At 40.7% G+C, this 12,656-nt stretch carries 11 protein-coding genes and 1 tRNA gene; 2 read left to right on the top strand and 10 right to left on the bottom strand.

Annotated features, from left to right (window positions below; all coding sequences use genetic code 11):
• Positions 1–206 precede the first annotated feature (206 nt).
• From ASV53_RS26230 to ASV53_RS18170, 9 genes are all read right to left on the bottom strand, one after another.
• The gene (locus ASV53_RS26230) at positions 207–548 is read right to left on the bottom strand and encodes a type II toxin-antitoxin system RnlB family antitoxin (protein ID WP_094958131.1); all 342 of its coding nucleotides are present in this window, start codon (positions 546–548) and stop codon (positions 207–209) included.
• Positions 545–1,630 carry a type II toxin-antitoxin system RnlA family toxin gene (locus ASV53_RS18205; RefSeq protein WP_094958130.1) on the bottom strand — a complete coding sequence of 362 codons (1,086 nt, stop codon included), beginning with the start codon at positions 1,628–1,630 and terminating at the stop codon, positions 545–547. Before ASV53_RS18205 ends, ASV53_RS26230 begins: the two co-directional genes overlap by 4 nt.
• Positions 1,631–2,218: 588 nt before the next feature.
• Positions 2,219–5,176, bottom strand: coding sequence for a DNA polymerase (locus ASV53_RS18200; protein ID WP_239928846.1), 2,958 nt, complete (start codon positions 5,174–5,176; stop codon positions 2,219–2,221).
• Positions 5,177–5,327: 151 nt separating this feature from the next.
• Complete coding sequence (locus tag ASV53_RS18195; protein WP_094958129.1) at positions 5,328–5,591, bottom strand: hypothetical protein; 264 nt, start codon at positions 5,589–5,591, stop codon at positions 5,328–5,330.
• A gap of 17 nt (positions 5,592–5,608) precedes the next feature.
• A complete protein-coding gene (locus ASV53_RS18190) occupies positions 5,609–6,091 on the bottom strand; it encodes a hypothetical protein (RefSeq protein ID WP_094958128.1) in 483 nt (160 codons plus the stop codon).
• Between the two features lie 367 nt (positions 6,092–6,458).
• The gene (locus ASV53_RS18185) at positions 6,459–6,665 is read right to left on the bottom strand and encodes a hypothetical protein (protein ID WP_239928847.1); all 207 of its coding nucleotides are present in this window, start codon (positions 6,663–6,665) and stop codon (positions 6,459–6,461) included.
• A gap of 1,123 nt (positions 6,666–7,788) precedes the next feature.
• Entirely contained in the window at positions 7,789–8,277 is a 489-nt protein-coding gene (locus ASV53_RS18180) for a hypothetical protein (protein ID WP_239928845.1), read from the bottom strand.
• Between the two features lie 11 nt (positions 8,278–8,288).
• The gene (locus tag ASV53_RS18175) at positions 8,289–8,672 is read right to left on the bottom strand and encodes a hypothetical protein (RefSeq protein WP_094958127.1); all 384 of its coding nucleotides are present in this window, start codon (positions 8,670–8,672) and stop codon (positions 8,289–8,291) included.
• A gap of 95 nt (positions 8,673–8,767) precedes the next feature.
• Entirely contained in the window at positions 8,768–9,988 is a 1,221-nt protein-coding gene (locus tag ASV53_RS18170; protein ID WP_094958126.1) for a site-specific integrase, read from the bottom strand.
• A 98-nt stretch (positions 9,989–10,086) separates the two neighbouring features.
• Here ASV53_RS18170 and ASV53_RS18165 point away from each other — a divergent pair, with 98 nt between their 5' ends.
• Positions 10,087–11,265: a PDDEXK-like family protein gene (locus ASV53_RS18165; protein ID WP_189337913.1), complete on the top strand. Its 1,179-nt coding sequence runs from the start codon at positions 10,087–10,089 to the stop codon at positions 11,263–11,265.
• 314 nt (positions 11,266–11,579) lie between these two features.
• Complete coding sequence (locus ASV53_RS18160; protein ID WP_094958124.1) at positions 11,580–12,032, top strand: hypothetical protein; 453 nt, start codon at positions 11,580–11,582, stop codon at positions 12,030–12,032.
• Between the two features lie 439 nt (positions 12,033–12,471).
• Here ASV53_RS18160 and ASV53_RS18155 read toward each other — a convergent pair.
• A tRNA-Trp gene (locus tag ASV53_RS18155) sits at positions 12,472–12,548 on the bottom strand.
• Between the last annotated feature and the right edge of the window lie 108 nt (positions 12,549–12,656).

The following is a 12,656-nucleotide window of genomic DNA, read 5'->3' as shown; positions in this document are numbered from 1 at the left end:
TTTTTTTTTTTGGGGGGGGGGAGGATAAATTATTGTTAGAGTTATCAACTAAGTATTACGGAATGACTGAAAACTATATTTTTAGTGAATTAAAGTGTGGTTTATAGGTTGAATAAGTGGCTGAACTTTGTTTAAAAAGCGTGATGGCGTTCAAGTCTTGGGGCAAGAAAAACCCCATTAAGGGGCTTTAACAAATTGAATTTAGACTAGCGCGCTGATGTGCTTAGAAAGCGGTTTTGCATACTAGGAGTCATTACTGAAGCCAAAACGTACGACTCATTACGTCGATAGAAATCACTTTGTACGTCTTCTAAATGCTTGGATTTGATAGGTTTTTTTGTTTTTCTATTGAACTCTTTATCAAAAAATATTGATACAAATCTGTTTTTACTAAGCCCATTGACACAAAACAAATCAAAAATCACTTCACCATGAAAATCAAAAGACAATAGCTCACATGTCAGCGATGAAAGTTCGTGCAAAGGACTTTCATAACTAACGCTACTAACTAAAAGCTTATCTTCTAATCGTCTTAAGTGATATTTCATAATTTATTGCAGTTGGCATACATAGCATCGATTAAAGATGCAATATGATTGCTTATCTGCATAACCTCTCCAAGAGTATCAGTAGTCCGAGCTTCGTATCCATTCTCCTCCATATGGAAAAGAGAATGCCTATTACGTCTGTAGTAATGGTAGCACTGTTCTAGCGCATCAATGGATTTTGAGTCTAAAAAGTTTGTAGTGTGTTCAGTTTTTAGCTCTGTACCATTATCAAACTTGAAATAATAACCAATATCAAGCTTGTCACTAGAAGTAAATAAGCCATGTTCCATAAGAGTTTCTTTTATAACACCTTCTAATACCCTTAGGTCGGCATAGACAAGCATTGAATACTCTGGAAGTTTAGGGGCAGCGAGTTTCACACAGTAGCTAGAAATTAGCAAGGATTTATAGGTATCATCCATTCTGTCGTATGCGTTAGGGATAATTCGTTGTATATACTCTGAAGCAATTTCTTCATGTAATATGGTTTTGTCATCTACTGATTTTCTTTCAATCACCGCCAGTAGTGAGCCTTGATCCAACAGAATAGACAGCAAATATGTAATGTTACGATAACAAAATAAAGCACGTCCTTGAATCTGTAATGTACAGGTTGAAGGGTAATAATTGATAGATATCGTATCTTTATATTGATTACTACAAATATCATATTTTGTGCACTGTGTAGTAGGGTGATGCACTGTTATGTCGAATACTTTATCTGATTCGTCAGCCTGTTCTTTCAAATCAGAAATCAACGTTTCTACGTTTTCGTTACTAATCCCTTTCAGAACAAGGTTTACAGGCTCTGAATCTCTACAATCACATTTTGCAACGAGAAAATCGTGAAATAACAACCCTAAATCATGATTCTTGCCTGTTTTATAAGTTATTGTTGTTAAGCCTGTTGTTTTATAATAGAGAATTACTGTCGCAATTTCTTTTCCAGGCATTATGAAAAAGAACTTTTCTTGTGAGCCTGTAGGCACTCTATCATGAAGACTAACTTGGCTATTAATTGAGAGGAATTCAGCCAAATAAGACTCAAGATTTTCACGCTGTATTGCTAAACCATTTGCCATTACAACTTACCTTATTCTTGATTTTATTAATTAAAACAATTATATAATCAAGTTTAATGGAATTTTAGCAATAGATAAAAGATCAATATCAAATATATAACTTTCACCCCCCGTCCTTCTTCTTAGTGTGAACCCTACCGGAAGCACCCCAAAAGCGGTGAAGTGGAATTAGCAGTAGAACACCCTCAGGGAACGCACAAACGGCTTGTTCCGACAGTTTCCACGTAATGAGCATAAATACAAACCCATAAAAAATAAGAGCCCCTAATCACCGAAGCGATTAGGGATACACAACATCAGTGCAGAAAAGGTGAATACAACCAACACGCAACTTTGAAAATATAGCCTTTAGTAGTTGGTGTTAGACCATGAAGCCAGTCACCGCAACGACTCAAGCAAAAATCTCAATCCCTGTATTTAATGGTATATTGCCGTCACTCGCTGTGAGATTAGATATGTCATCATGCGCGTAACTATCACCACGATGCCAAGAAATAACAGCAATCGTTCCACTACATTGCTAACTACCATCTTTGAAATTAAAGCCTGATCCCTTATGGAATCAGGCTTTGAGAGTGGTAAGAGATACTAAGCAGCTAAGTTCATCGTATTATTGCTGTTGTATTCTTCTAGCATTTGAGTAGCTTCCTGCACCTGACCGGGGTGGAATACTTGATGTAGATCGACTGTTGGATACTGACGAACAAACCAAGAAAGCATGGGCAGCATTCGAGGCGTGATCGGTAGTATGGCTTCGTGTAGCTTACGCCCCTTGGCATTCAGTAGGTCTTTCTTAGTGATGTCATCAAAACCAGCCTCCCCAAACATCGCCACTAACTTGTCATAGTGACCACGTGGAGCACGTTTAGGCTGTTCTGGTACACCCCAATTCCCCTGAGTGATAGCACGTAGCATTTGTAGCTTAAAGATGCCCTCTGAGCCGTCTTCTAAGTATTTCAGCCCAGTGCCTTTCAGATAACAGCGAACCTTGTAAAAGTCCATCCAGTTATCCCAATCCTCCATCGTCTTCAAGCAATTATTTACACGCCACTCGTCGAAGAAAGTGCGAGCTGTTAATCCATCATCGACTGTATTCCATGGCACAGTATCGAACGATAGATGCTCCACTATCTCATCGGTAGCTGGGTGACGAACTTTCACCATACGAGGGTTTACGGGGCGGCGCTTAAAGTCCCAATCTAGATTCAACGTCTGTTCGGTATGAATAGTGACGAGATCCATTTCTTTAAGCCACATATCACGAGCAGAGGCCAAATGTTTACGCTTAACTTTCTGTCCGGGTTTTCGGTCTAAGAACAATTCAACCATCCATTGGTTTTCATCAACGCCTTTAGGTGGTTTAACACCAGCTTTAGCGCATACAGGTTTCGTATCACCTAATTCAGCTGTTAACTGACCACGAGTTTTCATAGAGACTATCTGTTTAGCATGATGTTTTAACTGCATCATATCTTCGCCACTTACTTCATCGCAGATCTTCTGAAAGCGTTGCGCTAATGGACCACTGAGAACTAGTTGGTCTGGTGTGGCATCAGTTAAAAACCCATCCGTTGTAGCACTAATTATCCGGGCTTCTTTTGGCAACCGAAGTATGACTTCTAGCATTGTGGCACGTACAAACCCCGTACAGTACGCACCATAATGCGCATTAGTTACTGGTGAGTATGGAATGTTCTTGTTCAAGCCTGTTGCTAGGTCAAAACCTTTAGAATTATTAGCCGCGCCTTGGAGGGTTTTACCGTACAGCGTGTTACCTATCAACTTCCACAAATGCGAATAAATCTCATTTTCCTCTAATTTATACTTTGCTCGTTGCTTACGAATGATTTTGGTGAAATCCTTATACATAGAAGTTGAACCTTCAACCCACGGTATGATCATTCCATGTAAGATCTCAATTTCACATCCGATATCATGCGCTAACTGGATCTCTGGTGAGGTAACGTATGTCTCCCCCTCCATAGGGTAATAAATACCACGAAGATCGGTACGGCAAGGCATTACAGGAAACTTGATACCTTCAGGGTGTTTAAATCGTACATACGCAAATCCCATCGTGTGGCCTAGATAGTCCTCAACCTTCTTCGACTCAAAAGTGTTTGCGTAATCATTTTTGAGGCAATTTACGAGGCTTGTGGTGTAAGCTCCACTAAGGTCATAATCGAAATAATCACCTTTTTCAGAAACCCCAAAGTACGCCCCAAAATTACAACCACCATAAAGTCCTGACACCGCCAGGTTATCGGTATACTCACGGCTCACTGTCTTGGCTATTTCTGTGGAGTTTCTAACGCTATTACTCTTAGCATGATAGTACTGATTCTTGCGCTTCTCGTACCCTAAGAAGTCATGCATATTCTCTGTACTTCCACAGGTATGTCGGAACAAAGAGACAGCAAAATTACCTAGTGTCGATGGTAAGCAATCCAACTCCAATCCAACATCTTCACGCATATCAGACAAGGCAAACTTCTGCATTTCTAGCCCATACTTCAACGCAATATCAGCATCTCGAATGGCGTATCGGTTGAAGAGAATCTTATCCTTACAATACAGTTCATCCATGCGCTCAATGGAATACGGTTCAGGTATAACCTCTTTCTTCACTCCCAGGAGCGCACCCAAATCGTCCAAGCTGGCCTTACTACTGAGTAATAAAGTATCGATGAAACGCACCTTAGTTTCGAAAGCATTATTGGATGCACTATAGAATCGCGTGTTTTCTATCTTGTACTTACTGCGACCTATCGATGATAGATCCATACCATAAGTGCCACGCCCAGATGCCACAGTTCCTTGAACCACGCTAAGCGAATTTTTATGATTTTTATTACAACGTCCGACATTCCAAAACTCTTCGAATGAGGCGATGTCAGCACGCATGAAATGTGCGTAGATAAAGGTATTCTTGGGCCATTCTGTGATAAACCCACGCGCCTTAGCTTTGATTAACAACTCTTGGATGAACTTATCAAAGCTAACCTTGTATCCTTTCTTAGCCAATTGTTTACGAAGACGCATTTCCTCTGCTTTCGATATATCTTTGTCTCGGCAATCCTTAATCAACTTAGCCATTTCAGTATCTTTTACACCACTGAATGACTTATCACCGACACGGATACTGTAGGAGTAACACAGAATATCGTTTTTTCCTGTTTCCTCGTTAAATACCCATTCTGAATCAATGGCAATATGGATCGTTTCACCACTACCACGAGTAGCCATCCATGGTGCAGAGCGAATACCTTTTAGAAAGTGCTTAATCTGTTTATCAACGGATTCAATTACCATCTTTCGTACAAGACCAACATCTTTATGATTACGTATCTGTGTATCGACAACAGCAGTATCAGCACCTTCAACGGCACTGATGATGAACTGTCCGATCTCTTTATCAGTTTCACGAGCAAGTTGGTATGAGGTTTTGTTTTCTGAATTGAGTGTGGTTGTCATCTTTTTAGCCTTATTTTCTTTAAATATAATAAGACGAAGTACACCCATTACCGGAACGTACTTCGTCGGCATTAATAGGCTGCATAAAGACTGGTATGTAATCGTGGGTAAAAATGGTGCGCCCTGATGGGACTGATGCTCAGAAGAGACTAGTGCAATAAATATCGGGTAATAATGTGCATATAGCAGTGGCGTGCCAGACCAAATTACGGCAAGTTATCCCTTACTTAAAACCGACCTTACGAGCCCAACACTTCACATATTTGATCAACTGTTTTCGACCAACAATGTCTGTTTTACCCTTTACTTTTATATCGTTATTGATACAAGTCTTAACGTATTTCATAAGATAAGCAGATTGAGGGATCAAGCCGTGCTCATCCTGATACTGCTCAACACAATAGCCAAGAAGACCAAGCATTGTTGCAGCATTACCACTTAGTTGTGCTTCTGTCGTTTCTTCGATGATGGTGATTAAATTTTTCATTTCTATATACCTTCTACTCAGTTAGTTTCTGTTGTTACATTTAAAATCTCAACCCAATCAGGCTGCGTAAATTTACCTACTGCATAGGCTTCAAGTGTGTCATGCAATACGTTAGCGACGCGCTCTCTCGTCTCTACTGTCGGAATTTCGATGAAGCCTAGGATCGCATCGCCTTCACTACGGATCACGATCCCTTTATGGTCTCGTCCAGAGTGTTGCTCTAGCGCCTCAATAGCAGAACAACGAACGTAATTTCCATTAATTAAGTGCAGTAATGGATTTTTAAACTTACACCCATGATCTACAACGGTTCGAACAAAAGCAGCTACATCTTCGGAGGTCTTACCCTGCTTATCACTAATAGATACATGATCAATTTGACGGCCAGATTTGTTCTGACAACTCATTGAGTTTTCACTAAGGTTGATACTCGCTACGTTAGAAAATGTCAGCGTGTTACCGCTAGGGGATTGCCCGATATTTTTTGTTTTATGTGCCATAACATTTACTCGCTTAATTGCTGAAAGAGCCCTAATCATAGCCATAAACAAAACACAATCAACCCCTACAAAATCAGCAGCTTAGCACCAACAGGGGATCCGAAAATAAGCTCTTAAACAACACGTTTTCGTTAACTTTTTTATCACAATATTTTGTGACTTCTTCAAGGCGTGAAATACCTGTCTTCAACATTTTCATTAACAAGTTAAAACGCATTGGTCTGAGTCAAAGGCGAGCTTTACCGATAAAAATATTTTCTGTTCAGATATGGAAATATCCACAAATGAGATCCACATCACACATTGAAACAAGGCAAACGTTACGAAAAAAGAGAGGAAGGCGGGCTTCACCACTCTTCCCTCCGAATTAATCAGGTTTTCCAACTACGGCACCAATCAAACCACCCACTACGAACCCAACAGGCAACGCTGCCGGATGTGGTATCCGTGATGCCAACATTAATCCAATGGCACTACCTTTCTTAGCACCATCAAGACTCAAATCGATTTCAATTTTAGTTGGCTGATCTTTTATATGGTAATAGGCTGCCATAACATTTTTCTCCAAATTCATTCTCCTTGTTGCACATATGAAAAGAGCGATACCAGTAATGGCATCGCCCTGTAGAAACTTCTTGCTGTGAGTCTGGGTCATTAATCTGATGAGTGATTACTCTCAGTACACCCCAAATTGATGCTGTATGGAGAGCATTTCATGGTTATTCCGATGTGAAGATAAATACAATTCTGCCGTTATTGCTCAAAGAGTTCGGCTTTATAACGGGTATTAGTAATTGTTTTTTTACTGGCAAGGAGTGTTCATCTTGATGTATTCGGTGAAATATTTAACGCCAGTCGCTAGGGTGAAAATAAAGGACTGCATGTAGTAGGCACTAACATCGTACTGGGTAGACTCAAACAACATCATGCAGCATTAATAATGGTATCCCTGACCATGACTTGATGATGGATGATTGCGCCACCATCACGGACACACGCCAAGTTGAAGCAACAGTACTCAATTATCCTGAGTCAACCAAGTAGATTCCACCGCTCGTTATTAGCATAGTAATTAGCAATGAATCAAACATGACTAGGCTTACATCGTCAGGCTTTCATAATGAAGCCACCGGACGACTGTACTAGGCTAACCTTCCGTAAAATTGCCATAGTAGAGTCAGATTGACGTTAGTTATACGAAATAACAGAACGGATAAAATTCGATGAATCACGAACCGATACGCCATATCGAAAGGTTCAAAATGGGCTTGTTTTTTAGCGAACGCTAATAAACACATAAATAAGGCCGTGAGGGCGTCCGATTTAATAGATTTTAGATATACCTAATCCTTCTCCGAACTGGAATCCAATCCGGTAATTTAACCATCCGACATAGGGTCACTTTCACATTACCGAGACGAATTTCTCTCCCATTGCCACCGACGCAATGGGAGTTTCCATCAGTCCATATTCGTTCCAACTCGGTACAACGGATGTGCAAAACGTGAGTTTCGTTTATCAGTTAAGCCAACCAACCTCATCACTCGTTACTACACCTGAACTAATGGACAAGCCACAAAACCAGAATCATTTTCCCTTACCAGTTCCGGTACCCTTCTTGTCCATCAGAACGCACTTTCTTCTATGCCTCCTCAATCGATACTTTTATTTCATCGAAGCAGTCCATAGATAAAGAGTTAGTTGCATGATACTGACTTGGTAGCTAAAGCTCGCAGATCAGCTTTAACTTGCTCATATACCTTTGAATGCCTATGAAGGAAGACGTTATCGGGGACAGGTTCGAGAATTGACAGGGTACGCAAAATGGCTGACATAAAGCCGGAATTATTAGAGCTACCTCCAGACATAACTGTTTTGAGAATACCGGATTTCATGGTTTTGTCTTTCTGCTGATCCAGTAAGGTAAAGATATCTTCCAACTTGCACCACAACTTTGAATGCAATCCCGATCCAGAGTTGCCAGCTATCCTGATGTACAGTTCCTTTTCATCTTCATGCAGGGCGATTTCATAGAACAGAAAGTCCTTAGATTTCGGACTTAACTTCGGGCTTTTACCCTTCTTCACCACCACAAAGGGATCTGATTCAGGTAACGTCTTATCTTCCTTGTCATTGGAAGCTTTCACCACTTTATCGTTTTTAAGTTCAACAACTTCTTGGCTCATACAAACTCCGCTTACTCTGCTTGTTCTTTCAATACTCGGATTGGATGCGTGTCGCTGCTCATTGGTCCCAGAACGTAACAACCACTACCCTCGTCTGTATGAACACTTAAGGCCAGCAAATGGGGACAGCTCTCGTCATTAAGCAGGAGAACAAATTCAGGGTTAGCAATGGCGTAACACAACAATATGTCGAGTTCTTCATCTATCTCAGCTAAGTCATGATCGGTATCACTCTGCTCGATCAAAATCAGACGGGTGGAAACTTCCTCCCAAAACTCTTGCGCCTGATGTACATCACCAGACCACGGTTCAAGAATATGCGTCATTAATTGCTTCTTTACCGTTGAGGGCAAATTAAGTTGTTCAACCTCGGCAATATATTTGATCACCTTCATTCGATATCTCCTAATGGATTCCAGATACAAAAATGCCCCTGATTAGTGCTAACTAATCAGGGGCAACTCCTATTACATTTATATCTGTTCCTAACCTACTTTATATCGGGTAGAGTCAGTTTCTCACTGGCCTGCTCAACCATAGCAGACAAGGCATTAGATCCACGTTCTAATGCTTCTGTTGAAAATTTCCGGTAGTAAAGTGTACTCGCCATATCAGCATGATTCAGAACACGTTGGACAGAGGCGATATCCATTCCTGAGTTCAGCAAGTTACTCGCCACCGAATGCCTCGCCGAATGGAAGCACAGATCAGTGCCATCAATACCAGCGCGTTCCAGTATCAACTTAAAGGCTTTTCGTGGTGGTGAGATATGTGTGCCCTCTCGACTACCAGGAAACACATACGGATTGCCAGGCTGTTTTAATTCTCTAAGTTCATAAAGCAATTCCAGCATTAGGTTAGAAAGGAAAACTTGGTGTGATTTTTTATTCTTGGTGTTTTTTATGAATAACATCCGTTTATCCAAATCAACGTCATCCCATCGACGCTCTAACAATTCAGATATGCGACAACCAGTTAACCACAACATTGCTATCAGGTTACCTTTCACCTTGCAGTAATAGGTACGAGCCACTTTGATTAGCAATGCCGTTTCTTCCACATTTAGATATCGTGTACGAGCGTTATTTTCAGGTAACAAGCTAACCTTGGTTGAATGGTTCACAGTGTCTAGTACTTTAGCTGAGAGTGAGCAAAATCCTTTGACGAGCGCAATCACACGGTTATTAGTCGCAACAGAATACGGCTTACCTTTATAAGTTTCAGTAGCAAGGTGGGATTGCAACTTCATGATGGCGTGTGCTGATAGCCTGTCCATCGAAATCTTGTAGAGTGGCTTACATCTTAAAAAACGTGTTTCATCATCCTTCCATGACTTCTTCCGTGTCTTAGCCCAAGGTAAATAAGTCTCATGGAAAAAGGTATACACATCAGGCATCACCAAAGCAGAACGAGAATCCCGTTCAATCTTGGGATCAATACCATCAGCGATCTGCACCTTTAGTTTTCGCGCTTTCTGCCTTGCTTCCTCCACAGAAAGGTCAGGCCAGCGTCCAAGAGAAATGCTTGCTTTACGTTTAATAACTGGCGAAATATAACGCAACAGGAACCTGCGATTCCCAGTACGACCAACCAGAATGCGCAACCCAATTACAGATAGGTCTGAACACTCAAGATCATTGCTTCGAGATTCTTGGGGGTTACTTTTTAATGCCTTTATAGCAGATGTCGTGAAATGGAATTGTTTTTTCATAACTAACTCACATGATTACCATAACCATATGAATTAATATAAATTTTCACATTTTGGCTTTACGGGTGATGCAAAGCCCATCATTAAGGACACCAAACATGATAAGCAACCAGTTTTTCAAATATGTCCAACTACTACATGAAAAGTACACCAGAAAACCCGAATACAACCTTTTCAGTGTATTGAGATCTGAATCAGATGAAGTCAGGTTGCATTCAAGGTTCCTAGCTGATCTGCTCAATCCAAATGGAAGCCACAGCCATCACGACACCTTCCTTAAACTCTTTTTAAAACGCTTAAAAGAAAGTCTTCAGGTCGAACTCACACAAGAAGTGACAGTAGACACCGAATATAAAAACATAGACATCCTGATCCGTAGCGGAAAAACAGCAATCGTAATTGAGAACAAGATCTACGCTTCAGACCAAGACAAGCAACTATCGAACTACTATCAAAAAATGAAAGATGAGGGATACAAGAATATCAAGCTCATCTATTTAACTCGAACAGGCTATGAACCTAGTGACCAAAGCACGAAAGAACTGCCTGACAAAGTTAAAGAGAAAGATCTTACCCTAGTCAGTTACGAACATGACATCTACGACTGGGTTACACGATGTACTGAAATCGCTGCCAGAGATGCTCCTTTACGTGAAGCATGTATTCAATATCTAGACGTCATTAGCAAGATCACCAACAAAATTGAGAGCCAAGATCATATGGACAAACTTAAAGCGTTACTGCTCACAGACAACAACATGGCAAGACTCCCTGACCTTTTCAGCGCATACAATGAAATACTGACTGACTTACAACTCGACATATGGAACAAGATTGCGGAAGGAATGAAACGTGAATTTGGTGAACTATGCGATAACTCAGTCACGATACAGGATTTCCCAAGAGATCTTGTCAGAAACTATGTTGAGAATAAGCGAAGCTCAAAGTATCACAACATCAATGTAAAACTGGATGGCTACAAAAAGACATATATCCTCGTAGAACAAGATCACTACATTTATTTTGGAATCCACTGCAAAAATGGTTCTACTTCCCAAGAATATAAAGACATTGCCAAAAAAACAAAAAACTTCATAAACTCATATAGATGGAGCTCAATGCCAATAGCTATACATGCAGAACCTCAAATAAATTTTAAGAATCTAACACCAGAAAATCTTAGCTACCTAGCGATAGAAGCTAACAGACAGAGCTATGCAGACTTTATCGTTAACATGCTTAAAGAGATTACAGTTACTTTAAAACAGCAGTCATAGTTAAGAGCAGATCCCGTAATACATTGATATGACTGTATTCGGACGTAAAACTCAGACAGACATTATGGCAATGTATATTGTCGTCATTCACGTTACGTTTAGCATCACAATCTCACAGCTAATCATCACGAGAAGGCAAAGAAATGATAATGACAGCACTTCTACACTGCCATAATCAGGGTTTGAGATTTACCCCAACCAATTGAAATATAGATTATAAAGTGAAGTTAGCCATACGAATGTTTGTTGTTCCGCGTTATTGTAATGCTGAATAATCTAGTTGAGTTGCCGCATTCAGAAGGAGATTAAAACCTATGGGATTCTCAGATCTTGAAAAATTGAAACAGTTAAGTTGGTATACCACGGTCCCCTTACTGGTGTTTGCATGGGTTCTACAAGATAAAGTTTATCTGGATCCTGAATTCTTGACCGTACTAGGCGGGGTTTCTATCGTCGGATCTTACTTTATAAAAGTAATTGGTATTTTGGGAATTTCTTATATTGTGTGGCTAGGGTTGGTTTCCAGAATGGGAGATATGGACAATCTCTTCACCATGCTACTTGCAACCTTCATCTTGTCCGTTGCTGGCGTAGGTTTCGGCATTAGTTTAATGAAGCCCTCGGATATTACCTTGAATTTTAATATGTTTTGGTTTCTAGGCTTTGGATCTATCGCATTTAATCTTTACCAGATGCTTACTGCAAAGGTGGAAAGTACAGAGCAAGATCGGAAAACGGCTTCTGTCGAACCCAATTCGTCACGCTAATCACGCGCGCAGTACATCGTGACCGGATATGGACCATACCTGTGCCAGCAATCTATGAAAGTAGTTCGTTGGCAATATTCAATCTAGGTAGACGCAAGCACAATTTGTGGCTGTATAGCTCACCACTGATTTTTCACAGGTAGACCATGTATCGACCGGAGATTTGTTTTTCAGGCTATGAGAGGTGATTCTGATGGGATTTATGAGTAGGTTTTATGTGGGAGATTTGAAAGTGATTATTTTTCATAACAGTAGATACTAAAAAGCCCCAACCGAAGTTGAGGCTTTCTATATCCCCTAAGGGAAAATGTGGCAGGGGGTGGAGAGATTCGAACTCCCAACACTCGCTGTTTCGGTATTAAGGGGATCCGCTGCTCTGCCAATTGAAGCTATACAACGAAAAAAGCCCCAGCATTACTGCTGAGGCTTTTTCTAAATCTGGCAGGGGTGGAGAGATTCGAACTCCCAACACGCGGATTTGGAATCCGCTGCTCTGCCAATTGGAGCTACACCCCTATTAGTTATTTTAAAGACTTAACTCTGTCTAAATAAGTGGCGGAGCGGACGGGACTCGAACCCGCGACCCCCGGCGTGACAGGCCGGTATTCTAACCAACTGAACTAC

It is taken from the genome of Photobacterium sanguinicancri (genome assembly GCF_002265265.1).
In the GTDB taxonomy this organism is placed as follows: domain Bacteria; phylum Pseudomonadota; class Gammaproteobacteria; order Enterobacterales; family Vibrionaceae; genus Photobacterium; species Photobacterium sanguinicancri.
The sequence above is the reverse complement of the archived record's forward strand: the minus strand, read 5'-3'. Positions and strand labels throughout refer to the sequence as shown.

Coding starts and splice junctions, on each gene's coding strand:
- ASV53_RS26230 (WP_094958131.1), bottom strand. CDS start 548: ATGAAATATCACTTAAGACGATTAGAAGATAAGCTTTTAGTTAGTAGC.
- ASV53_RS18205 (WP_094958130.1), bottom strand. CDS start 1,630: ATGGCAAATGGTTTAGCAATACAGCGTGAAAATCTTGAGTCTTATTTG.
- ASV53_RS18200 (WP_239928846.1), bottom strand. CDS start 5,176: ATGCCGACGAAGTACGTTCCGGTAATGGGTGTACTTCGTCTTATTATA.
- ASV53_RS18195 (WP_094958129.1), bottom strand. CDS start 5,591: ATGAAAAATTTAATCACCATCATCGAAGAAACGACAGAAGCACAACTA.
- ASV53_RS18190 (WP_094958128.1), bottom strand. CDS start 6,091: ATGGCACATAAAACAAAAAATATCGGGCAATCCCCTAGCGGTAACACG.
- ASV53_RS18185 (WP_239928847.1), bottom strand. CDS start 6,665: ATGAATTTGGAGAAAAATGTTATGGCAGCCTATTACCATATAAAAGAT.
- ASV53_RS18180 (WP_239928845.1), bottom strand. CDS start 8,277: ATGAGCCAAGAAGTTGTTGAACTTAAAAACGATAAAGTGGTGAAAGCT.
- ASV53_RS18175 (WP_094958127.1), bottom strand. CDS start 8,672: ATGAAGGTGATCAAATATATTGCCGAGGTTGAACAACTTAATTTGCCC.
- ASV53_RS18170 (WP_094958126.1), bottom strand. CDS start 9,988: ATGAAAAAACAATTCCATTTCACGACATCTGCTATAAAGGCATTAAAA.
- ASV53_RS18165 (WP_189337913.1), top strand. CDS start 10,087: ATGATAAGCAACCAGTTTTTCAAATATGTCCAACTACTACATGAAAAG.
- ASV53_RS18160 (WP_094958124.1), top strand. CDS start 11,580: ATGGGATTCTCAGATCTTGAAAAATTGAAACAGTTAAGTTGGTATACC.